This window comes from Marinobacter sp., from assembly GCF_040882185.1.
Lineage (GTDB): Bacteria > Pseudomonadota > Gammaproteobacteria > Pseudomonadales > Oleiphilaceae > Marinobacter.
This window is the reverse complement of the sequence record NZ_JBBEBW010000006.1, coordinates 113,721-136,561: the sequence shown is the minus strand read 5'-3', so window position 1 is coordinate 136,561 and position 22,841 is coordinate 113,721. Positions and strand designations below refer to the sequence as shown.

Below are 22,841 nucleotides of genomic sequence, written 5' to 3'. Positions count from 1 at the left end.
GCCTCATGGCTAGAGCGCTAATCCAAGCACTCACCGGCAATGTTGAATTTGGAGAAAGTCTGTCAGCAAAGGAGCGGTTATTGCTGAATAGTTTTCCTCCTCAAAAGCTGGAGTTTGAGAAGAATACCGTGGTCTTCCGTGAGGGGGAGCCTGCCAATCAGTTTCTGTTAGTGGAGAAAGGGGTCTGTTTCACCCATCGGCATCTTGAAGATGGCTCACGCCAGATCATTGAGTTTTATTTTCCCAGGGAGGTCGTGGCTCTTGGAGAACTGTCGAAAGCGCATCATTCCGCTGGTTTGATGACACTTTCGGACACGGTGCTCGCAGTCTATGACAAGGATGAGATTACGCAGGGGTTCTCTGAATCTCCCGAGCTTTCCCGTCTGTTCATTCGAATGATCTCCAAACAGCAGGCTAACCTCACCGAGAGACTGGTCGGCCTTACTCGTTACAGCGCCCGCCAGCGGATGGCCCATTTTCTTCTGGAAGTCGATTTCCGGCTGAAGCGTTCGGAAATGCTGGACTTTCAGGAATTATCGGGCAAATGCAGTCAGACTGTAATGCCTGAAGAGACCACTCCGAACAGAAGTCTGGTCAAAATTCCGCAGGTTCTGATCGCAGATTCACTGGGCTTGAGTATTGTCCACGTCAACCGCATTCTCCGGCAGCTTCGGGAACAAGGCTGCATTGCAACTCGTGGTTACGGCATTGAATTGTCGGATATAAAGGCTCTCAAAGGCATTGCCGGTTGGGCTGCGGAAAACCCTACAGCGCCCAAAGACGCTGTTACGCCAGCTATACCGTCCATTTCCGTTGAGTAGCCGAGAAGAAAGCTGCCCTTCTTTGGCCCTCAATACAAGATGGTTGCCAGTTGCCAGTTGCCAGTTGCCAGTTGCCAGTGCTAGTTCGTTATTCCGCGCCGCGAATCAGGTCTGCTGCTTTTTCTGCAATCATGATCGCTGGCGCATTGGTGTTGCCGCCTATGAGAGTAGGCATGATAGATGCGTCTACAACTCTCAATGATTTGATACCGTGAACTTTCAATCTGGCGTCGACAACGGCCATGTGATCATTCCCCATTTTGCAGGTACCCACAGGGTGATAGACGGTGTCCGTTCTAGCTCTTAATACGGTCCGGATATCGTCGTCGGTTCTGACATTTACTGTAAATACATCCTCGGTGATGAACTGGGTGAGAGCGGGGGCCTTCATCAGTTTGTCCGTCATTTTGTAACCCCTGACCATGGTTTCGATGTCGTTTGGATGATCAAAAAACCTGGGGTCAATCACCGGCGCTGAATGGGCAGACTTGTCTTGCAATGAGACTGTGCCCCGGCTTTTGGGCCGCAACAGGCAAACGTGACACGAGAAACCATGGCCCCGGTGAAGCGTTCGGGCGTGGTCCTCGACCAGGGCGACCACAAAGTGAAGCTGGACGTCCGGCGCAGCCAGATTGGGGTTGGTCTTGAGAAAACCACCGCCTTCTGCAAAATTCGACGCCAGCAGGCCGCGGCGGGTTTTGCGATAATGTACAAACTGTTTAGCTCCGTGGAGCGCCCCTTTGATGGAAAGCCCCAACAGGTTCTGGTCATTGGATTTATAGGCAAAAATAAAATCGGGGTGATCCTGAAGGTTCTTGCCCACTCCCGGCAGATGATGGAGAACGTCGACACCGACGGATTGTAACTCCCCAGCGTCACCGACCCCGGATAACATCAGTAGTTGCGGCGACTGAAACGCACCGGCAGAGAGAATGACCTCACGCCGGGCCCGAATTTGCCGAAGCTGATTACCCTGACGGAATTCAATGCCAACCGCCCGCTTGCCTTCAAACAGTATTCGTTGAGCAAGCGCGTTGGTTTTGAGGACCAGATTCGAGCGGCTGCCGAGGTGGGGTTTAAGATATCCCCGGAAGGCGCTCCAGCGCTCACCATTAAACTGGGTGACCTGATAAATGCCAATGCCCTCCTGTTGCGGGCCATTGAAATCCTCTGTGATCGGGTATCCAACCTGGCGAGCTGCCTCAAGATAGTGCTCCTGAAAGGGGTTGTCACTTTGCAGGTTGCTGACCTTCAGCGGTCCATCCGTACCATGCCACTCATTATGTATGTTGTGGTTGCTCTCGGATTTTTTAAAATAGGGCAGCAACTCCTGATAAGACCATCCCCAGTTGCCCAGTGATGCCCAATGGTCATAGTCGCTCGCGTGACCACGAATGTAGGCCATGGCGTTGATGGCCGAGGATCCCCCAAGCACCTTGCCTCTGGGCTGGTAGCCTTTACGGCCGTTGAAGCCCGGTTGTGAAACTGTCTCAAAGGCCCAGTTATTAATGGGTTTTGCGACCATCGCGGTCATTATGCCCGGGGTTTGAATGAGTGCACTGTCGCCCTTTCCGGAGCCCGCTTCTATCAGCGCCACTGACGTGCCGGAGTCTTCGCTCAGACGCCCCGCCAAGGCACATCCGCTAGAGCCACCCCCTACGATCACATAATCAACCGTTAGCATTTCATTCCCCGTTCAAAATCCATTTGGCGGCTTTCTCCGCGAGCGTCCGGTTCTCGGGGTTGGCACTCAGAGGGGCCCGCAGACATTGCTGGCACCAACCACGATGTAGCCAAACTCATGCGCTTGTCCTTGAGCTTTATTGTTTTCGGACATGCTTGACCCTTCAAAGAACCTGCGATTTATTCTTGGGTTGCGCGAAAGTATATAAAGGCCTGCTGAATATGCTCGCGAATCTGTATGTCATCCCAAGGCTTGGTCAGGAATTTGTAGATTGCCCCTTCATTAATGGCATCGGTTACCGACTTCAGGTCCGTGTAACCTGACAACACAATACGAACGGTACCTGGATAGATGGTTTTTACTTGGCTGAGAAATTCCGTGCCTGACATTTCCGGCATCCGCTGATCAGAGATAATAACCTGAACGTCGTTAGTCGCGAGCAGGCTGAAGGCTTCTTTTATGCTCGTGGTGGAAAGGATTCGGTAGCCATCGCGTTTAAGCACCCTCGCAAGCGCTTTGAGAATATTTGGCTCGTCATCTAGTAACAGAAGTGTCGGCTCTTGCTGGTTGCTTATATTGAAGCCAGAATTATTTTTTTCGTCAGACGTATGATTAATGATAAAAGAGACAAGTTCGTCAAAAGGCATCGGACGCGCGAAGACAAATCCTTGTAGAAGATCGCATTGATTTTTGCGCAAGAACGCAGCGTGAGCCTCGGTTTCAACTCCCTCGGCGACCACCTCTAGGCCCAAGTGATGGGCCATGGAAATTACGCCTTGGGTGATCGCAGCATCAGTTCTGTTTTCGATAACCTCCTTAATAAAGGAACGGTCGATTTTGATCTTGTTCGCAGGTAACAGCTTGATGTAACTAAGGCTCGAAAAACCAGTGCCGAAGTCATCAATAGCAATATGCACGCCGAGTTTACGAATGGCATGGAGCGTATTAATGACCCGATCAGTCTCCTTAAGTAAGACAGACTCAATAATTTCCAATTCCAGATTTTCGGCAGGAAGACCTGAGCTCTGGAGCGCCTCAATGACTGTCTTGACAAAGTTAATTTTGCGCAACTGGATCGGAGATACATTGACCGAGATGGAGCAATGCCGGGCACCCTGTGCATGTAAATGCACCATATCGCGGCACGCTTTTCTGAGAACCCACTCGCCGAGGGCGATAATTTGCCCCGTTTCTTCTGCCAGCGGTATAAAGTCGCCGGGAGAGATCAATCCCCTGGTTGGATGTTGCCAGCGAGCAAGAGCTTCAACGTTACGGATTTGCCCCGAGCGTGCATCTACCAACGGCTGGTAATAAACCGAGAGCTCCTCCTCGTCGATAGCATTCTGAAGCTCGTTACGTAATGCAACACGGTAGCTGGCCTCTTCATTGAGTTCCTGGGAGTACCATTGGTAGGAATTAGGGCCATATTGTTTTGCTCCATACATTGCCAAGTCTGCTTGTTGCAGCAGAGCCATGGGTGTTTCAATGTTGCCATCTGTGGCAGAAATTCCCACGCTGGCAGTAAGACGGATCGTCTCTTTATCTAAATGGTAGGGCGCGGCGATTTCCGTAATGACGGCTTCTACCACAAGTATTGCATCTTCGGTTTGGGCTAGATCCGGAAGTAACACGACAAATTCGTCACCGCTTATTCGGGCCACCGTATCGCCGGACCGAACAAGGGAGTTCAGACGTCGGCCCACTTCGATCAAAATCTGGTCGCCCAGACGGTGCCCCAAGGAATCATTGATAAGCTTGAAACCATCCAAATCAATGAACAGTAAGGCAACGCTTCGGCCATACCGCAGGGAAAACTGACATGCCTGGCTCAGCCGGTCCTCTAGTAGGGTACGATTGGGTAGCCCGGTCAGAACATCATGGCTGATATTGAACGCAAGCTTATGTTCCGCTGATTTACGTTCCGATATGTCGTTCTGAACACCTATAAAATGGGTAATCTTACCAAGGTCATCATGCAGGGGTGAAATGTACAGGTCATTCCAGAACGGTTTTCCGTCCTTTCGAAAATTCCGAAGCACTATCGATATTTCACTGCCCTTTTCAAGGCCTTGTCTGATGTCAGCAAGACTTTGTTCGTTACTGAGGTCGTCGCCTTGCAGAAAGCGACAGTTTCGTCCGAGGACCTCAGAAGTAGCGTAGCCAGTTATTTTCTCGAAGGCGTTGTTGACGTAAATAATGGGCATATCGTGCTTCGTTGCGTCGACGATGATTATGCCATTGGAGCTGGACTCGATACTGCGCTTAAAGAGCCGGAGCTGACGACTGTTTTCAACTTGTGTCGTAATGTCGGTCAACATCAGTACTTCAGAGGCAAGCTGGTTGATGCTTACTCTGTTACTGATAACTTCAACAATCATTTCTCCGCCATCCCTGCGTCGATGTCTTTCAAGTACACCGCCTTCGCGTAATAAGATCCCGTCAGCAGGTAGTTTGAGCGGTAGGTGCTCGGGGAGACGAAGATCGCTCAAAGTCAGTCCGTTTATATCTTCGTTTTCATATCCATAGAGTTTTCGGGCGGCGTGATTCATAGAAACCAGCACTAGCGAATCCGACACCATGAGACACATGGGGGCCGAGTTGCTCTCAAATAGCAACCGGTGGCGCGCCTCACTTGCCGCCAAGTTTTTGATTGCTACGGCTCTGTCGATGGAGTAACGAATGCTTCTAACCAGCGTTTGGCCATCTACCAAACCTTTTACAAGATAGTCGGCGGCCCCAAATTCTACGGCGTGGACATCCAAATCTTCATCACCTTGCCCGGTCAGAAGAATGAAAGGGGTGGTAATGCTTCGAGCTCGGGCTGCCCGAATCAGATCAATTCCTGAATCGGGGCCGAGACGAAGATCTACCAGTGCTACTGCATAGAGACCGGTTTCTAATGCGGCGAGCCCCCCGTTCAAAGAAGTCTCCCTATAATAGTCACAAGTATATGGGGTCTAGGCGAGTTTCAACGTAACGTTTGGTATCAGGGATCACCGATAATGTTATGCGTTCTTTGCAGAGTCGGAGCTGCTGGGCCCCGTTACTTGTAGTAGCAAATAATGCGACTTTACTTACTTGCTAAAAAATGTAGTCTCAACTAACCTATTTGTGTACGTAAAGGCAAACCCGTTGAAAGACGGGGACGCAAAGTCACCGGTCTAACGAACTTAACAGTTCTATGACAGCGGGACCGCCGACATTTCATGTGGTTCTTCCGGATGCGGGTTCACCGTATCCATCTCTCCACTGTTTTGTTTTCGGATCCTCCTGACTGGTATTCAATCAAGCAATTGCTAACGGTAATAATCCGGCGGCATGGCTTACAGGGGATTTACAATGAACTCATCCATTTTTCAGAGCAAGATTTTCCGTCGTGCGGCGCTGACTTCGGCCGTTGCGCTGGGAGCATTTGGTGCTTCTAACAGCAGTTTCGCCGCCGAGGCTACGACCACTTCGAGCGCAACCGTCATCGAACCTATCGCAATCACAAAAAGCGTGGATCTGATATTTGGTAAATTTGCGCCTGGCGCCGGTGGCACCGTGACCGTTGCCACCGATGGTTCCCGAACAGCAACTGGGACTATTCTGTCCACCTCAGGCGCCACACCAACTGCTGCCAAGTTCGATGTCACGGGTGATAACGATGCCACTTATAGCATTACCTGGACCGGTGATGCTGAGCTGGTTCACTCAACCGACGCTGCACAGACCATGGTTTTGACCAGGATTAGTGATCTTACCGCTGGCGGGGCAACCACGGGTGAAGTCAACAGCGGTACGCTAAGCGGTACGGGTGCTCAGTCCATTTACTTGGGTGGAGAGTTGGCCGTAGGTGCAACCCAGGTCTCGGGTACCTACAACGGTGACGTGATCGCGACTGTAGAGTACAACTGAGCGTCCGCCGAGTTCAAGAAAAGCGAGTAGTAGTCTGATGAGACCAAGAGCGGGGTGCGAAAAATTTTTCAGGTGCGCCGCCCTTGAATTGGCGCTGGTGACGACAACCGCCGTTATCAGTGCCAGTGCGTCCGCAGACAGCGTCAAAACTTCGGTCAGTGCCGTTGTAATTGCTCCCGCCAATGTCAGTGATACGGTTTTGATACCCGCCCCAGGCGCTTTTGTCAGCGACGTCACCGCTAACTTGACCATACGCCTTCCGGGGGCTGGTTTACCCGGCCCGGACAATAGAGCTCTCCATTCCGCCTCAGCTACATTCTTGACGGTCTTGAGCAATGATTGCCTTCAAACTATCGGGAGGTTGGCCGGTTGTGTTAAGCGTATGCAAAAGGATGGAATACTCAACGGAGATCCGGTGAGCAACCTTATGTTAGATGCTGCCGGTGATACCCGGTCCGCCAGAAACGATATCGGTGTTACCGTGACATACAACTAATGTGCCGATTCCCAAAAGAAGCGTCGCAATGAAATCATCTTTGCCGAGAATACTGGTTGGCGTCGCCTTGACGTCCATGGTGACCCCGTCAAGTTGGGCACTACTGGACATTGCGATTGAGAATGTCCAAAGCTTGTCGTTCGGCAATTTTGTGGCTGGTACCGGTGGCTCCGTAACGATTAGCACCAGTGGTAACCGCAACGCCGGTGGCGGCGTAATACTGATACCGTCGGCTCAGGGTACCGCTGCGCAATTTACTGTCAGTGGCGACCCTGACGCGACCTATACAATTCAACTGCCTGGCAATGATTTCGTCAGCTTAACGGGTCCGGGTATCGATATGCCCGTCAATAATTTTACCAGTAGCCCCTCGGGAGTGGGTGGGCAATTGGGAGCTGGAGGCTCACAGGATATGTCCGTCGGGGGAACGCTCAGTGTGGGTAGCGACCAGGCCCCCGGCAGTTACTCCGGTACCTTCTCCGTGACAGTGAATTACAACTAAACGGAAGTCGCCCGCCTGGATGAAGCTAATAAGGAGCCCGAACGATGCCGCATGCCTTGAACCGAAAAGAGAGAACTATGAATTTCTTTCACCGACTCACCCTGTTCGTCCTCCTCATTTTCTTACCGGTGAGTCATGCATTGGCTGAGCTGATGTTATATCCGACCAGGATCGTCTTTGCAGGAAACCAGCGCGCGGCGCAACTCGAATTGATCAATAATGGCACCGAAAGCGCGACCTATCGCATTTCCCTGGTAAATCGCCGCATGAGCGAAACGGGAGCGTTCTCGGCAATAGAGATTCCGCTGCCTAACGAACAGTTCGCCGAGGATCTGCTGAGGTACTCTCCCCGCCAAGTTACACTTTCGCCTGGGGCAGGGCAAACCGTCCGTATCATGGTCCGCAAACCTGCCAACCTTGCAACAGGCGAGTACCGCTCGCATCTGCTTTTCGCCAAGCAGCCCGATCCCAGAGGCAGAACAAGCGTCGAGAGCAGCGGCGCTACGGCCGACAACGAGATCGGCATCATGCTGACTGCACTGGTTGGCGCATCTATTCCAGTGATTGTTCGTCATGGCAACACCGAAGCCAGTATTGCACTGACCCATCTCGACCTGCGGCGGCCGGTCGATGAAGCACCGGTTCTGGCCTTTGTTATGGAACGTAGTGGCAACCAGTCTGTCTATGGCGATCTGACCATCAGCTTTACTCCGCATAGCGGTAGTGAGAAGGTAATTGCCCGTGCCAACGGCGTTGCAGTCTATACACCGAACCCTTTACGACGCGCGAGCATTGCGCTGAACCAGCTAGACGGCTCTCGACTCACCAAAGGGGCGTTGCGGGTGACCTATCGAGAACAGGCGGAGGACGGCGGCGCACTGCTGGCCGAGACGGTTCTGCAAGTGCCCTGATGTGTGTTACCTGAAGTGATCTGTGTGTTGACTCGCCGCTGGACTCGCTTATGGGCGGTGCCAATCCTGCTACTCGCCTCGATTGTGTATCCTCAGTCTCTCCTATCAGCCCAGTACCAGAGTACGGAGCCGGAATTCCTGCTGCTCGAGATCCGCCTGGATCAGTCAGTTCTTTCCGATGCCATTCCTGCCTATGACATTGGAGAGCACACGCTGCTACCACTGGGCGAATTGGCCCGGCTGCTCACCATTGCTATAAAGACTCAGCCCGGACAAGCTACCGCCAATGGTTTTATTCTCACTGAAGACCGAGGGTTCAGTCTCAATCTGGCCCAGGCCCAGGTTACCCGCGCCGGAGTCTCGGAGAAGTTTGACCCAGCTCTTGTTTTAACGGAGCCAGATGATATTTACGTTGCTACGTCCCTGCTTGAGCGCTGGCTGCCGGTGGAACTTGAGATCAACCGCTCCAGCCTGTCTCTGCGCGTTTATGCACTGGAGGCATTGCCATTACAAGCCCGACTCAAACGTGAGCGCCTGGGTGAGCAAGCCGGTATGCGAGCGGGCTACGAAGACCCGGGGTATCCCCAGCATAAGCAGCCTTATAGATTGCTAAGCATGCCTTTTATTGATCAGACGTTCGCCAGCGAGCTACTGCAAAACGATGGTAATACCCAAACGGACGCGCGCTATACTGCCTTTCTTACCGGCGATCTTTTGGGTATGGAGTCGTCCCTGTATTTTTCCAGCCGCAAACAGGAACCCACGCCGGATGTGCGCGCAACGCTTGGTCGTCACGACCCCGATGGCGGCTTGCTCGGTCCGCTCCAGGCTCGGTCTTTCCAGCTCGGTAGTATCTCGGCGCCAAGTGTTGACAATGTTACTCGGGGCGTTAACGGTGAAGGCGTAATCTTGAGCAACCGCCCATTGACGCAACCTACCAGCTTTGACCGGCAGGTCTTTGAAGGAGACCTGCCGCCTGGCTGGGACGTGGAGCTTTATTACAACGATGCTCTTGTAGGCTTTCAACTAGCCGACTCTGAGGGCCGATATCGGTTCGAAGAGCAACCCTTGAGTTATGGCCGGAATGACTTTCAGTTGGTTTTTAACGGGCCTTTGGGTCAGACCCGGGTGGAGCAATATAGTTTTTCTTTGGCCCAATCCATGGTACCCCCCGGCGAGTTCCAGTACAGCTTGACCGAACATCGTGACGACGAGGGAAAGCCTCGGTCCGTGGCTCAGTTCGACCTGGGCCTTTCCCGCTCCCTTTCGGTAATGGCTGGGTTTACTCGGGCGCCGGTGGGTGATACCGATGGGCAGTACACCAACCTGGGTATGCGCACGTTCTGGCAATCCATGAGTATCAGCGGCGATTTTGTCCAGGCTCAGGGAGGTGGTTCGCTTGCCGAGCTCGGGATGCAGACCCGTGTCGGCGGGGTAGCGGTGGATGCGAGCCGCATACACTTGAATGAGTTCAACAGCGACGTGTTTCTCGATTCAGGCGACGCCATTCGCACTCGGGATGAGCTTAGGTTTAGCGGTTCCATTCCGGTGGGGGAGCGTTCGCGTTTGCCGGTGACCGTGGAGGCGAGGCGGGATGAACTGGAATCCGGCGTTGCCAATACTGATGTAAGCGCACGGGTATCCGCATATGTCTACCGTACTGCCCTTACCAACACGCTGAACTGGCGGGCGTCAGGTGATATCGAACATACACTGGGTACGTTACGCATCAGTCGCCGGGTTCGCGACATGAGTTTCCGCAGCCAACTGAATTACACTCTGGGCGCTAGGAGCGATATTTCAGTGCTGGCGTTCACTGCAGACAAATCTTTGGGTGAGGGTTACCGCACGACTCTGGGGGTGGCGCATACCTTTGTTTCACCGCAAACCCGCTATACTGGCGGTTTCACAAAAAGTCTCGGACGTTATGGGTTGGGTGTTAATGCCAGCTATGTCGACACGGGCGAGATTGCGCTGGGCGCCCAGCTGTTTGTTGCCATGGGGCGAGACCCGAGGCAGGCAGACTGGCTATTCGACGCTCGACCAATGGCCAACAGCGGCGCCGCATCGGTCCAAATGTTTCTTGATGACAACAATAATGGCGTCATGGATGCCGATGAACTGCCTCTTTCGGGTGCTGGTTTCACGGTCAACGGCGGTCGCCACAAGGCACGAACGAACGCTGCGGGCATCGCCCATATTAATCATCTCCCCGTTAAACGATACGTGGACATCGGAGTGGATATGTCGACTCTGGAGGACCCTCAGTGGTCGCCTCAGCGTGGTGGGCTTAACCTGGTGCCGCGGCCCGGCACCGTGGCTGAGCTCGAATTTCCCGTGCGCCTGACTACGGAAATTGATGGCACAGTCTACTTACTGGAAAACGACGTCGAGCGAGGGATAGGTGACCTTGAGTTGGAACTATTAAACGATCAGCATGAGGTAGTGGGTGAAACGACAAGTAGCTGGGACGGCTTTTATATAGTCCCTCAAGTGGTGGCGGGTGAATACTGGCTAAGAATCTCACCTCAGCAGTTACGACGTTTAGGGTTGAGAGATACCGGCATACACAAGCTCACCGTTTCGGGGGACGGCTCGTTTATAAGCGGAGTGGACTTTCTGATAATACCGAATGGCAGACAAAGTGAGAGTCATTCAGATTTTTCGGATGGTGAGGAATCAAAACAGTACGCCCAGACTGATTTCCGTAAGGAATCTTGGGTACAAGATCAACCCGCTGACTATTTTACTGTTCAATTGATGGCGGCCAGTTCTGAAGCAACTGTAAAGCACTACATGGAGCGTCATCAAATAAAACAGATGGCAGCTTACGTGCGTACTTTGCGTCGAGGTTTGCCTTGGTATTCCGTTATATATGGTAATTTTTCGAGCTACCAGGAGGCCCGAACCGCCCTCGATCAACTACCACCAAGTTTGACACAAGCAAAGCCTTGGGTACGACGCTTTGGCGATTTACAAGCCGCACGCTAGGATCACATAATCAACCGTCAGCATTTTATTCCCCGTTCAAAATCCATTTGGCGGCTTTCTCCGCGATCATCAGGGTAGGTGAGTTGGTATTGCCGCTGGTAATGGTGGGCATCACCCCGGCGTCCACCACTCGAAGCCCTTGCACGCCCCTTACCCGAAGATGAGAATCCACCACCGCCATGGTATCGTCAGCGCGGCCCATGCGGGTGGTGCCGACAGGGTGGAAAATCGTCGTGCCAATGTCGCCAGCCAAGCGGGCGAGTTCGTCGTCGGTCTGATATTCAAGGCCCGGTTTGAACTCTTCAGGCCGGTACCTGGCGAACGCCTGCTGTTCGGCAATGCGACGGGTGACCCGAAGTGAGTCTGCGGCTACCTTGCGGTCTTCCTCGGTATTCAGGTAGTTCGGGGCGATGGCCGGAGCTTCCCTCGGATCGCGGCTGCGAATACGGACCGTACCACGGCTGCTGGGGTTGAGGTTGCAGACGCTTGCCGTGATCGCCGGGAACGTGTGCAGGGGTTGGCCGAACGCATCCAGACTAAGAGGTTGCACGTGATACTGGATGTTGGCGTACTCGTATGCATCGGAGCTGCGGGTAAACGCGCACAATTGTGATGGCGCCATGCTCATGGGACCGGAGCGTTTAAGGAGGTATTCGAGACCAATCTGAGCCTTGCCGACCAGAGAGTGGACCATGGTGTTGAGGGTTTTGGCATCGTGGAGTTTGTAGACCGAGCGAATCTGCAGGTGGTCCTGCAAGTTCTCGCCAACGCCTGGCAAATCGGCAATGACGGGGATGTTGAACTGATCGAGGAGATCCCTGGGGCCTATGCCCGAGAGCTGCAGCAATTGCGGCGAGCCAATTGACCCGGCGGAGAGAATCACTTCCTTTGTCGCCAGGGCCTGAATGTTCTGCCCGTCCGCGTTCACCACTCGCACGCCGGTGCAGCGGGGTTGGTCACCCTGCTTTGTAGACAGGTTCAGAGACAACACTTGCGCCGAATGCCAGACGGTCAGATTATCGCGTTTTGCAGCACTGCGAAGAAACGCCTTGGAGGTATTCCAGCGCCAGCCCGAGCGTTGGTTGACCTCAAAGTAATCGACACCCTCATTGTCACCCCGATTGAAATCAAGGGTACGGGGCACACCGGCTTGCACTGCCGCTTCGGCGAAATCTTCCAACACCTGCCATTTCAGGCGCTGATGTTCGATACGCCACTCACCGCCATGACCGTGGAATTTACTGTGGGTAGCATCAGCATTGCCGCCCTCATCAAGCCGGTAGTGGTCCTCATGGCGCATGAAATCCGGCAGACAGTTATCCCAGCTCCAGGCTTCATCGTCCGTCACGTCGGCCCAGTGATTATAGTCCCGGGCCTGGCCGCGGATATACAGCATGCCGTTAATGCTGGAGCAGCCGCCCAGGATTTTACCCCTTGGGTAGATCAGCGAACGACCGTTAAGCCCGGGAATGGCATCGGTACGAAACCGCCAGTCGGTGCGGGGGTTATCGATGCAGTACAGATAACCCACTGGAATGTGAATCCAGTAATAATTGTCCCGTCCCCCCGCCTCAATGAGCAGCACTCGGTTCCCAGGGTCGGCACTCAGACGATTGGCCAGCAGGCAGCCAGCAGTGCCAGCACCTACCACTATGTAGTCAAACTCCTGCGCTTGCCCTTGAGCTTTATTGTTTTCGGACATGCTTGATCCTTCTGGTTATCTGGCTGCGGCTGCTCTTGACTCAGACTGTTGAGGCGGCGTTGTAATACAAACACGTCGTTGGGCTTTTTGCCATACTGAACGCCACAAAAGCGACCTTCAAATACTTAAACTTCAATGGGTCATTTATACGACGCTTCCTGTTCAAAGTGCCAGTTTGTCTCGACTTTGACGCCTCCGCGTAGGGTCTTCATGACAACACAGCAAGCTTCCGCGTACTCCATCAAGGACTTCAGCTTCTTTTCATCAGTGTGGATAGAAGTCTGAAGCCAGACATTACAATCCATGCGCTGAAACGCTACCGGAACCGACTGGTCTACCATGAGGGAACCCCGCACGTCGCACTCCGCTCCGACCACCACCTCGATATCGGCAAGCTCGATATCGAGCCACTGTGCGATCATGCGAGTGGTTGAGTGTAAACACGCGGCGAGCGAGGCCGAGAGCAGATCGCCTGGATTTGGGGCATCGTGATAACCGCCCACCACCTCGTGGATACCCAGAGACCAACGCTTTCCGGCATTGTGCCCTGGTTCGATCTCACTATGGAAAGGGTCCGCACTTCCGCCGATAACGGCCCGGGCTTCATCGCGAATCCAGGCGGCATCGGGCTCTTTGCGATAACGTTGTTGCAATGGCTTCTGGCGGGCTGGGACCAGTTTTGGTTCGATATTCGTAGTATTCGTTTTCATGAGATGACTGCTCCTGTTCAAAGGGTACGACTCCAAACTACGTCACAACAGGAGGCTGGGGCATGAGGCAGCTATCCCGGTTCAGGGGAATGGAGGGCGTATACATGGGGCATGCGTCCCGGATAGCGATCAATTCGCGCCGAACCCTTTTTCCCGGGCCTGCACGATCAATTGCGCCCGGCTTGAAATATCGAGTTTGCCGCATATTGCACTGACATGATTTCGCACAGTCTTGGTAGCAATAGACAGGGCCTGGGCAATTTCGGTATTTGATTCACCCCGGGCTACCCGGTCGAGAACCACTCGCTGGCGGTGCGTCAGTCTGTCAACCTCAGCAGCCGGGCTCCAGGTGGTCGCAGGTCCTTCAGCCAGAAAGCGGCGCAATTCACCGACGAACACGGGCCAGGCGAGGTCTTCAAGCTGTAGTATGTGGTTTGCGCCCTTCAATGGTAGAAAACGCGCATCAGGAAGTTGTGAGGCCAGACTGCGCCCCAGTTCGAAGGGCACCATGGCATCATTTTCTACGTGGGCAACCAGAGTTGGAACATGGATATCCTGAAGCACGTCCCGGATATCAATTTCATGGAAACCACGCCACAGACGGACGGCGTTTTCCGGGGAAGCCGTGATTTTTTGCAGCTCGTCCCACCAACCAATCTGCTCCACGCTGTGACCAGGCGATAAACGGCGGGCAAATAACTCCCGGAAGGCACCGGTTTTGCGCCCCCAGCCGATTTTTATCATGCTCGCCAGTGCCTCGGCCTCTTCGATATTGCGATCACTGGTGCCGCGAGTAAACGCCCCGTTGGTGTAAGCATTGTAAAGCACCAGCCGGTTTACCCGCTGGGGATGACGAGAGGCGTATAGCACAGCAATGGGTCCGCCCTGACAAAGCCCGATAATCGAAAAGCGCTTCCATTCCAGGCTGTCGACAACTGCCTCCAGGTCTTTCACCCACGCGTCCAGGCCCTGTTCGGCAACCTCGTGATCGGATAACCCGCTGCCACGGATGTCGAATCGGGCAAGGGTGTGCTCATGGGTGAGCTCGCGCAACCAATGTTGCCAAACCGGGCTGTCCCAATCGCGTTCCACATGAGTTAGCCAACCACCGACCCGTATGAGTGGGGGCCCGCTGCCAGCAACGGCGTAAGCAATACGAACACCATCCGAAGTTGTGCAGAAACTGATTCGCTGTCGCATGATTCATAGTCGCTTTCAAGGCCCCGAAGGCTCAAACATTACTCTACCCCGTTGACCGGAGATTTGCCGCATTTACGGTGATCCAGCGAAGCGGCAGGCGCATTAGACACAAAGGGGCCCGATGGTAGAAAAGACCAGAGAGAGCTTTCTTTCTCCGGTTATGGTTGGCTATAATTTGATCAGCCAGACAGTTGCGGGGCTGGCAACAACCAACACCGGAGCAACCATCATGAGTGAGGATGTGCTTTCCGGGTTACTTCGTCGTATTCATCTGCGCGGAGCGTTGTTTTTCAATGTTCAGTGTTTCGGAGCCTGGGTCACAGAGGCACCAGCCTCCGCGTTGGTTTCTCATGTTGTCATGCCAGCCTCTGAGCACGTGATGGAATACCACGTCCTGCTGGATGGTGTCTGCTGGGCTGGTATCACCGGGGAAACACAGTTTGAGATGAATGCCGGGGATGTCGTCCTCTTTGCCCACGGCGATGCCCATGTCATGTCCAGTGCCCCCGGGTTGCGTGCCGAGCCTGATCTTCCCTTTCTGATTGCCAATCTGAAACAGCGCAAGGGCTTACCTTTTATGGTGCGCCAACAAGATGATAAGCGTATTCAGTCGGTCGTTCCCCAAACTGAAACCGCGTCTTATTCGCCCGCTGCAACGTTGTTATGTGGCTTTCTGGGTTGCGACAGTGGTCCTTTTAATCCTTTGCTGTCCGCCTTGCCAAGGGTGATTCATGCCCGCGCCAGCGAATTGTCGGAGGACAGCTGGGCCGGCCAGCTCGCCAGGCTTGCGGAAACGGAGTCCCGTGCGGCGAGGCCCGGTGGTGAAGCCGTTCTCGAACGCATGAGTGAAATGATGTTCGTTGATCTGGTCCGACTTTATCTAAGCTCAGTGCCCAAAAACAAAACCGGATGGCTCGCCGCCTTGCGGGATCGACACGTTGGTCGGGTTCTCAGCCTGATGCACAGCCAACCGGCGGAAGCCTGGACACTGGAAAAGCTCTCAGGCCAAGCCGGTCTCTCACGCTCCGCATTGCAGGACCGGTTTGTCGAATTGGTTGGGCAGCCGCCCATGCATTATCTGAGGTGCTGGCGCATTCAGCTTGCTGCCACCCTATTGGTAGAAAGTAACGCCAAGATGGCCAGCATCGCCCATGAAGTTGGCTATGAGTCTGAGGAAGCCTTCAGCCGGTCTTTCAAACGTGCCGTCGGCCAGCCCCCCGCGACTTGGCGCCGCGAGCGTTCGGTTCAGCAGATCCGGTAGAACGGTCATACACTCCGGACGGATGATCATTCATCCGGAAGACGAATCCTCCCACAATAGTACGGTCCGCTGCGCGCCCGGCTTCTGTGAAGGAAGAGCATACGTTCGCCGCTGCGACAGTCTCATACCTCTACTGTTTCAGGGAGAAAGATCATGGAAGCTATTCAAATGTTTGATGAAGACAAGCTCAATGCCTTCGTGGGGCAGGTGCTTGGTGACCTGGGCGGCGCGTACAGTGCGGCGCTGGTGAAGATCGGAGATAAACTCGGGCTGTATCGGGAGTTGCAAAGCGGAGGGCCCGCAACTTCGTCGGAGCTGGCCGAACGTACCGGCTATTCCGAGCGGTATCTTCGTGAATGGCTGGCTCACCACGCCGCCTCAAACTACCTGGACTACGACCCCTCAACCAAACGGTTCCGGTTGCCCCCGGAACAAGCCATGGTGTTTGCCGACGAGGACAGCCCGGTCTACATGATGGGGGGCTTTGAGAATGCCTTCACCACCTTTGAAAACGAGCCCAAGGTTAGAGAAGCGTTTCGTACCGGAGAGGGCGTCGCGTGGGGTGATCAGGCTCCGTGTATGTTCTGCGCGGTGGCCAGGTTCTTTCGCCCTGGTTACCTGCACAATCTGGTACAGAGTTGGCTACCGGCGCTGGACGGGGTGGTCGAGAAACTTGAACTGGGCGCAAAGGTGGCCGATATCGGCTGCGGTCATGGTCACTCGACATTGTTGATGGCGGCGGCGTTTCCGAACTCGACGTTCATCGGATATGACTTCCATGGCGGCTCCATCGAGGCTGCAAATGAGCATCGTGACGAGCATGGCCTTAATCCAGGCCAGCTCCGTTTTGAGCAGGCAACGGCTGTCGACTTCAAGGAGGGTAATTTTGATCTCGTGACCTGCTTCGATGCCCTGCATGACATGGGCGACCCAGTCGGTGCCGCCGCTCACATAGTAAAGCAGCTCAAGTCGGATGGCACCTGGATGATAGTGGAGCCTATGGCAGGCGATGAGCTGAGTGATAATTTCAATCCGGTGGGGCGCTTGTTCTACGCAGCCTCGACCAGCATCTGTGTGCCTACGGCTCTGGCGCAACAGACCGGCCTCGCGCTTGGTGCTCAGGCTGGCGAACGTAAACTGACGGAAGTCATCAAGGCGGGCGGTTTCCGAACAGTACGTCGGGCGGCAGAAACGCCTTTCAATATTGTTCTGGAGGCGCGTCCGTGACATTTGAAATCAAGGGCTCGGGAGTCGTGCGTGGTAAGAACAGGTTACTTAAAAAAGCCCTCTTTAATAAGAGGGCAAAGAAGTCACAACAACGCAGTGACAACCGGAGATAGTTGGCTCAGGTGAGCGCCTTGGAACCGAACGCCAGGCTGAATCTCAGCCTGGCGTTTCCTGGTTCAGGGCTCTCACCCGGATTTCTCGTACTGATTAAAGGGTTCAGAAGTTGTATTGAGCAGCAAACATCAGGCGGCTTGCATTGCCATCGTCGCCATTTACCTTTTCAACCTCGTAGTAGCCATACTGGACGCCAAGGGCGACGTTCTCCACCGGAACCCACTGGTAGTTAACGAAGGCGTTAGTATTAGTTTCGTGTTTGTCACCAACGGCCAATCCATCGTCGACGGCGTCGTCCCAGTCCATGGTGGTCATGCCATAAACAATGTTGAATGCACCCGGACCGGCTTTGACGCTGGCCCCGATATTGGCACTGTAACCGGTAATAGTTTCGACGTCGCCATTGGCGGTTACGTAGGCGTCTTCACCATAGTAGTTGGTGCCTGAACGCCAGAGGTAGCCGTTGGCGCCGTCAGTGTAGTTGACGTTGCCCTGAATGCTGACGGCGTCGGTGACGCTGAACTTGGCGGAGCCGAAAGCAGCAAAGCCCATTGCGGAATCGTCTTCGGTGCCGGTGTCGTAACCAACTTGCTGTACAAGGGCAGACGTTGAAAATGCTAAAGGCCCGGCTTTACCGGTGTAGCGGGCGGTAAAGGTCGGGATGCTCTGTTTGGTGGATACAGCGGTAGCACCGTCCGTGATACTGGCCTTGGAATCTTCAGCAGAGAACGACAAACCGCCAGTGGTGTAACGTATCTGGGCTGAGCGACTATAAAGGCCTGCGTTGCCAGCTACACCGTCAAATTCGAGCACGGACGTGGCGCCGGTGAAGGAGGTGTGGTTCGACCAGGTCTGACCCAGGATCCAGTTCTCATACTGGCCGTAGGCATGGCGCAGACGAACAGTGCTGGTGCTGGTACGGAAGTCACCTTCAACGGTGACTTTTAAATCGTTCGGGAGAGTCGTTCGAACACCCAGGCGTGACTGTACTGCGTCCGCACCAAAATGACCGGAAACTTCGTTATCCTCTTCCGCCCCGGTGTTCACTTTGGAGAAATCACCTGAACGAGTGCCATTTGCGTGGCTGATATCTTCATCAATATCGTAGGAGGCGTTGAGTCGGGCGTAGCCGTAGATGTCGACGGTGGCATCGCCAGCGTTAAATCCAATAGCGGCTGCCTGTCCGGCGACGCCAAGTGCTGCAGTGACAGTAGCCAATTTGATGGCCATGGCTAATTTATTGTTCGACATAGGGTCTTCATCTCCAAAGATTATTGTTGGAATATTGGCAATCTACTCTGGCTTGCCTTGGCTGACGTCGTTTAAAGTTGTGATTGCCCGCCAAGTACCACCCGCAAACTAGCAGCGGATGGTGCCCTCAACAATTATCTATATTGAATACAGCCTATGCTGGCTGGTTATAGGCGGGCAGGCGAAAAGGAAGGTGGTCCGTCGTTGGAGAGGCTGTTAAACATCTGCAAGCAGGTTAGGGTGCCTGTTGGACGGATTGATTTCTTTTGGGTCAAACAATAACTTGCCTCGCCAGGTTCCCGCTCCTACCTGTTCCGCGACTTGCTGCATGATGATCTCCGCCAGTTTCAATGTTGCCACTGAGGAGGGCAGGTCAGTCGGTGTGACAATGGAAAGCGTTCTTTTGAGCTCGGGCGAGGTTATTGGAATAGCGACGATTTCCTTGCGCGTCGTCATTTCATGAACGGCGGCGGAGGACAGTATGGTGTAGCCAAGCCCCCTGCGAACCATATCGGTCAGCATTGGCCAGGCGCTCACTTCCAGGGCGAGGTTCAGCGACTTGTTCCGCTCTGCCGCTGCTTTTTCCATGGTCACTCTGAGCCCGTGCTTTTCTTCCGGCATCACCAAGGGCAATTCAAGCACTTCATCCAGGGTAATTTCAGAACGGTTGGACACTTTTGTATTAGTCGGTGAGATCAGATACAACCGTTCCTCAAGCAACGGGCGGTATCGCAGATTTTTATGGTTACTCTGGCTATAGGATATGGCGAGATTCAATCGATGCTGCATAACCATCTGTTGAAGTGTGCCGCTCATGGCGGATTTGACCGCGAGATTTACTTGGGGGAATCGTTTGCGATACTCCTCAATAATGGCGCCGGAGAATGTGTGTGCCACCGTGGGAAGGAGCCCCAGTACAACTTGCCCCGTCACTTCCCCCGCTACCGCAGTGACGTCGGCCTGGGTTCTTTCGAGGCTCTGAAGCAAGCTGCGCGCACGCTCATATAACAGTTCACCTGCCGCAGTAAGCACCACCCCACGCCCGTGGCGTACGAAAACGTCGACATTCAGTGCTTCTTCCAGCATCCGGATCTGACGGCTCAGCGCAGGCTGGGCGACAAACAGTTTCTCGGAAGCCCGGCTGAAACTACCGGTGTCTGCGACGGTCAGAAAGGTATTCAACTGGCGTAAGTCGACGTTCAGATTAAAGGGCATCGGAGTCTCATCTATAACGTTGAAGTATCTGATTGCTCACTATATACCATTTTGGTTGATAGGGGACGAGGAAGCTTTTTGGTAAGATATGCCTAAAAAAGATGGTTGATATAAAAAGTATATAATTGTTGTAGATTTTTCTTGCTGATACGGTTGAATCATAGCCGGGAGCCAACAACGCTCCCCTCCCTTCTATACCGGCGCCCACCGGCTAAAGAAATAACAGGGAATAACAAGGAATAACACCGATGCAGAGCAGATCAATCTACAGCAGTGAGCACGAACTTTTCCGGGACAACGTTCGTCGTTTTTTTCGTACTGAGCTGGAGCCGAATATAGACCAGTGGGAAGAGCAGAGCGTGGTGCCCCGCTCACTGTGGGAGAAGGCTGCGGAAAACGGCTTTCTGTGCTGCGGCGTGCCGGAAGAGTACGGCGGCCCGGGCGCGGATTTTCTCTACAACATGGTGTTGTCAGAAGAAACTGGCTACGCCATTGGCGGCGCCAGTGTTGGCTTCTCCGTTCAGGCGGATATTGTTGCCTACTACCTGATGAGCGCGGGCACGGAAGAGCAAAAACAATACTGGCTGCCAAAGATGGTGACTGCCGAGAAAATTGCGGCTATTGCCATGACAGAGCCAGGCGTAGGCAGTGATCTGAAGGCTCTGCGCACCAGCGCCGTTCGTGATGGCGATGACTACGTGATCAATGGCCAGAAGACTTTTATTACCAACGGCCAGAACTGTGATTTCGTATTGGTTGCCTGCACTACGGACCCAAGCAAAGGCGGCAGTGGCATTAGCCTGATCATTGTTGAGTGTGATCGTCCAGGCTTCGCGCGCGGGCGCAACCTCGACAAGATTGGCCAGAAAGCTGCAGACACCTCCGAGATGTTTTTCCAGGATGTCCGGGTGCCGGTCGGCAATCTTGTTGGTGGTGAGGGTGAAGGCTTCAAAATCATGATGCGTGAGCTTCCGCGCGAACGCATCACCATCGCCTGTCGCGCCCAGGCTGAAGCCCAGCGTGCATTTGACTTGACGGTGGCCTACACCAAAGAGCGTAAAGCCTTTGGCAAAGCCATTGCCGAGTTCCAGAACACCCAGTTTGTGCTGGCCGACATGAAAACCAGCCTGGAAGTGGGCTGGGCCTATCTCGACCAGTGCATCAAGAAGTGCGATGAAGGTACCCTGACCCCCGAAGAGGGCGCCATGGCCAAACTCTGGACTACGGAAAATGAAGGCAAGGTCGTTGACCAATGCCTGCAGCTCTTTGGTGGTTATGGCTACATGCGTGAGTACCCGATTTCCCGCATTTATGTGGACGCGCGGGTACGTCGGATCTACGGCGGCACTTCAGAAATCATGAAGCTGGTTATTGGCCGCTCCCTCTAACAAACAGGAAGGAAAACACATGTTTGGTATTACCGCCTACGGTGCCTATATACCGAGAAGCCGGCTCTCCAGGGCAGCCATAGCTGACGCCAATGACTGGTTCGATGCCAGCCTGCGGGGTCTTGCGAAAGGTGAGCGCAGTGTCTGCAACTGGGATGAAGATACGATCACCATGGCCGTGGAAGCCGGGCAGGACTGTTTATCCCTGCTGGACGCCAGCTCGGTGGGCGCCCTGTATCTGGCCTCCACTACCTTGCCTTTCCTTGATCGGCAGAACTCGGTGGTGGTCAGCCAGGCGCTGAATCTGGGTGACCATCTGCGCACCATGGACGTCAGCGCTTCCCAGCGCGCGGCGACCTCGGCCCTGATTGCGATGTTGGAAGCTGGCGGTTCTGATAAAGGCGCCGCCATGCTGGTGGCTTCTGAGCATCGTCGCAGTAAGTGCGGCTCCCGGGCGGAAATGCTCTGGGGTGATGGCGCTGCTGCGTTGGGTGTGGGCAGTAACGGCGTGATTGCTGAGTATCTTGGTAGCGAGACCTATGTAACAGACTTTGTCGATCACTACCGCGGTGAAGACTCCACGCTGGATTATGAGTGGGAAGAGCGCTGGATACGGGACGAAGGTTACCTCAAGAGTGTGCCGCTGGCCGCTTCCCGGCTGCTGGAAAAAGCGGGCGTAAAGGTCAGCGAGATTGCCCATTTCGTGCTGGCATCGGATCAGGCCAAAACACCGGCTGCGGTTGCCAAAAAGCTCGGAGTGTCGGCGGAAGCCGTCGTTGACAATCACATTGCGACGACGGGTGTCTCTGGTGCGGCCCACCCGATTCTTATGCTGACATCAGCGCTTGAAGCTGCCAAGCCTGGCGATCTGATCATGCTCGCAGGCTTTGGCCAGGGTACCGATGTCGTGCTTTTCAGGGCTACCGATCAGGTTGGGGCACGTCGACCGAAAACGGGCTTCGCCGGGGCACTCGAACGTCGTCGTCCCGATGAGAACTATAACCGCTTCCTTAGCTTCAATAATCTGGTTGAACGCGAAACCGGCAAGCGTGGCGAGCTGGACAAGCAGAGTTATCTGGCTGCGATGTACCGCAAAAAGGATCTGCTGACCGGCTTTGTCGGTGGCAAGTGCCGCGAGTGCGGCACCATCCAGATCCCGAAGGAGAACTATTGCGTCAATCCTGATTGTGGCGCATTGCACAGTCAGGATGATTACCCGATGTCCGCCTTACCCGGTCGGGTGAAAACCTGGACTGCTGACCGCCTGACCTTTGACTGGAACCCGCCCGCTTATTTCGGATTGGTGGAGTTCGAGGGTGGTGGTCGAATGATGATGGACTTCACGGAAGTAGAGGAGGGGAGCATCGACACCGGTGTCGCCGTCAGTCTGCATTTCCGTATCCGACAGTTCGATAACCAGCGGGGCTTCCGGAAATATTTCTGGAAGGCGACACCCTCCGGGCAATAACAC

General features: G+C 54.2%; 16 protein-coding genes and 1 riboswitch. Of the genes, 9 read left to right on the top strand and 7 right to left on the bottom strand.

Going from position 1 to position 22,841, the window contains the following annotated elements; genetic code table 11:
- Nucleotides 1-5: 5 nt before the first annotated feature.
- Nucleotides 6-821, top strand: a complete 816-nt coding sequence (locus tag WEB64_RS05835) for a Crp/Fnr family transcriptional regulator (RefSeq protein ID WP_368059889.1) — start codon at nucleotides 6-8, stop codon at nucleotides 819-821.
- Nucleotides 822-909: 88 nt separating this feature from the next.
- On the opposite strand, the gene WEB64_RS05830 is transcribed toward WEB64_RS05835, so the two are convergent.
- Nucleotides 910-2,505, bottom strand: a complete 1,596-nt coding sequence (locus tag WEB64_RS05830; protein WP_368059891.1) for a GMC family oxidoreductase — start codon at nucleotides 2,503-2,505, stop codon at nucleotides 910-912.
- Nucleotides 2,506-2,684: 179 nt separating this feature from the next.
- Complete coding sequence (locus WEB64_RS05825) at nucleotides 2,685-5,426, bottom strand: EAL domain-containing protein (RefSeq protein ID WP_368059893.1); 2,742 nt, start codon at nucleotides 5,424-5,426, stop codon at nucleotides 2,685-2,687.
- A gap of 191 nt (nucleotides 5,427-5,617) precedes the next feature.
- Nucleotides 5,618-5,706, top strand: a riboswitch (cyclic di-GMP riboswitch).
- 138 nt (nucleotides 5,707-5,844) lie between these two features.
- Between WEB64_RS05825 and WEB64_RS05820 the strand changes: the two genes are divergently transcribed.
- From WEB64_RS05820 to WEB64_RS05805, 4 genes are all read left to right on the top strand, one after another.
- Nucleotides 5,845-6,402 (top strand): DUF4402 domain-containing protein, encoded by a 558-nt coding sequence (locus WEB64_RS05820; protein ID WP_368059895.1) that lies wholly within the window; start codon nucleotides 5,845-5,847, stop codon nucleotides 6,400-6,402.
- A 524-nt stretch (nucleotides 6,403-6,926) separates the two neighbouring features.
- Entirely contained in the window at nucleotides 6,927-7,400 is a 474-nt protein-coding gene (locus WEB64_RS05815; RefSeq protein ID WP_368059897.1) for a DUF4402 domain-containing protein, read from the top strand.
- Nucleotides 7,401-7,477: 77 nt separating this feature from the next.
- A complete protein-coding gene (locus WEB64_RS05810) occupies nucleotides 7,478-8,311 on the top strand; it encodes a molecular chaperone (protein WP_368059899.1) in 834 nt (277 codons plus the stop codon).
- Nucleotides 8,312-8,335: 24 nt separating this feature from the next.
- Nucleotides 8,336-11,302: an SPOR domain-containing protein gene (locus WEB64_RS05805; RefSeq protein ID WP_368059901.1), complete on the top strand. Its 2,967-nt coding sequence runs from the start codon at nucleotides 8,336-8,338 to the stop codon at nucleotides 11,300-11,302.
- Nucleotides 11,303-11,327: 25 nt separating this feature from the next.
- Here WEB64_RS05805 and WEB64_RS05800 read toward each other — a convergent pair whose 3' ends face one another.
- The 3 genes from WEB64_RS05800 to WEB64_RS05790 all read right to left on the bottom strand — a co-directional run bounded on the left by WEB64_RS05800 (nucleotide 11,328) and on the right by WEB64_RS05790 (nucleotide 14,914).
- Nucleotides 11,328-13,004, bottom strand: coding sequence for a GMC family oxidoreductase (locus WEB64_RS05800; RefSeq protein ID WP_368059903.1), 1,677 nt, complete (start codon nucleotides 13,002-13,004; stop codon nucleotides 11,328-11,330).
- 140 nt (nucleotides 13,005-13,144) lie between these two features.
- Nucleotides 13,145-13,714, bottom strand: a complete 570-nt coding sequence (locus WEB64_RS05795) for an OsmC family protein (RefSeq protein WP_368059905.1) — start codon at nucleotides 13,712-13,714, stop codon at nucleotides 13,145-13,147.
- A 129-nt stretch (nucleotides 13,715-13,843) separates the two neighbouring features.
- On the bottom strand, nucleotides 13,844-14,914 hold the full coding sequence (locus WEB64_RS05790) for an alpha/beta fold hydrolase (RefSeq protein WP_368059907.1): 1,071 nt from the start codon (nucleotides 14,912-14,914) through the stop codon (nucleotides 13,844-13,846).
- A gap of 121 nt (nucleotides 14,915-15,035) precedes the next feature.
- Between WEB64_RS05790 and WEB64_RS05785 the strand changes: the two genes are divergently transcribed.
- Together WEB64_RS05785 and WEB64_RS05780 are read left to right on the top strand one after the other, a co-directional pair.
- On the top strand, nucleotides 15,036-16,175 hold the full coding sequence (locus WEB64_RS05785; RefSeq protein ID WP_368059909.1) for an AraC family transcriptional regulator: 1,140 nt from the start codon (nucleotides 15,036-15,038) through the stop codon (nucleotides 16,173-16,175).
- 168 nt (nucleotides 16,176-16,343) lie between these two features.
- Nucleotides 16,344-17,402, top strand: a complete 1,059-nt coding sequence (locus WEB64_RS05780) for a class I SAM-dependent methyltransferase (RefSeq protein WP_368060814.1) — start codon at nucleotides 16,344-16,346, stop codon at nucleotides 17,400-17,402.
- Nucleotides 17,403-17,618: 216 nt separating this feature from the next.
- Here the strand turns inward: WEB64_RS05780 and WEB64_RS05775 are convergent, their stop codons facing one another.
- The gene (locus WEB64_RS05775) at nucleotides 17,619-18,767 is read right to left on the bottom strand and encodes a DcaP family trimeric outer membrane transporter (RefSeq protein ID WP_368059911.1); all 1,149 of its coding nucleotides are present in this window, start codon (nucleotides 18,765-18,767) and stop codon (nucleotides 17,619-17,621) included.
- A gap of 216 nt (nucleotides 18,768-18,983) precedes the next feature.
- Nucleotides 18,984-19,982: a LysR family transcriptional regulator gene (locus tag WEB64_RS05770; protein ID WP_368059913.1), complete on the bottom strand. Its 999-nt coding sequence runs from the start codon at nucleotides 19,980-19,982 to the stop codon at nucleotides 18,984-18,986.
- 248 nt (nucleotides 19,983-20,230) lie between these two features.
- Between WEB64_RS05770 and WEB64_RS05765 the strand changes: the two genes are divergently transcribed.
- Together WEB64_RS05765 and WEB64_RS05760 are read left to right on the top strand one after the other, a co-directional pair.
- Nucleotides 20,231-21,370: an acyl-CoA dehydrogenase family protein gene (locus WEB64_RS05765; RefSeq protein ID WP_368059915.1), complete on the top strand. Its 1,140-nt coding sequence runs from the start codon at nucleotides 20,231-20,233 to the stop codon at nucleotides 21,368-21,370.
- Between the two features lie 19 nt (nucleotides 21,371-21,389).
- Nucleotides 21,390-22,838, top strand: coding sequence for a hydroxymethylglutaryl-CoA synthase family protein (locus tag WEB64_RS05760; RefSeq protein ID WP_368059917.1), 1,449 nt, complete (start codon nucleotides 21,390-21,392; stop codon nucleotides 22,836-22,838).
- Nucleotides 22,839-22,841 lie beyond the last annotated feature (3 nt).

What these genes read in the sequence shown, in the direction of transcription:
- WEB64_RS05830 (WP_368059891.1), bottom strand. Translation starts at nt 2,505, where the DNA reads ATGCTAACGGTTGATTATGTGATCGTAGGGGGTGGCTCTAGCGGATGT.
- WEB64_RS05790 (WP_368059907.1), bottom strand. Translation starts at nt 14,914, where the DNA reads ATGCGACAGCGAATCAGTTTCTGCACAACTTCGGATGGTGTTCGTATT.
- WEB64_RS05810 (WP_368059899.1), top strand. Translation starts at nt 7,478, where the DNA reads ATGAATTTCTTTCACCGACTCACCCTGTTCGTCCTCCTCATTTTCTTA.
- WEB64_RS05760 (WP_368059917.1), top strand. Translation starts at nt 21,390, where the DNA reads ATGTTTGGTATTACCGCCTACGGTGCCTATATACCGAGAAGCCGGCTC.
- WEB64_RS05800 (WP_368059903.1), bottom strand. Translation starts at nt 13,004, where the DNA reads ATGTCCGAAAACAATAAAGCTCAAGGGCAAGCGCAGGAGTTTGACTAC.
- WEB64_RS05780 (WP_368060814.1), top strand. Translation starts at nt 16,344, where the DNA reads ATGTTTGATGAAGACAAGCTCAATGCCTTCGTGGGGCAGGTGCTTGGT.
- WEB64_RS05785 (WP_368059909.1), top strand. Translation starts at nt 15,036, where the DNA reads ATGGTAGAAAAGACCAGAGAGAGCTTTCTTTCTCCGGTTATGGTTGGC.
- WEB64_RS05795 (WP_368059905.1), bottom strand. Translation starts at nt 13,714, where the DNA reads ATGAAAACGAATACTACGAATATCGAACCAAAACTGGTCCCAGCCCGC.
- WEB64_RS05775 (WP_368059911.1), bottom strand. Translation starts at nt 18,767, where the DNA reads ATGTCGAACAATAAATTAGCCATGGCCATCAAATTGGCTACTGTCACT.
- WEB64_RS05820 (WP_368059895.1), top strand. Translation starts at nt 5,845, where the DNA reads ATGAACTCATCCATTTTTCAGAGCAAGATTTTCCGTCGTGCGGCGCTG.
- WEB64_RS05835 (WP_368059889.1), top strand. Translation starts at nt 6, where the DNA reads ATGGCTAGAGCGCTAATCCAAGCACTCACCGGCAATGTTGAATTTGGA.
- WEB64_RS05815 (WP_368059897.1), top strand. Translation starts at nt 6,927, where the DNA reads ATGAAATCATCTTTGCCGAGAATACTGGTTGGCGTCGCCTTGACGTCC.
- WEB64_RS05770 (WP_368059913.1), bottom strand. Translation starts at nt 19,982, where the DNA reads ATGCCCTTTAATCTGAACGTCGACTTACGCCAGTTGAATACCTTTCTG.
- WEB64_RS05765 (WP_368059915.1), top strand. Translation starts at nt 20,231, where the DNA reads ATGCAGAGCAGATCAATCTACAGCAGTGAGCACGAACTTTTCCGGGAC.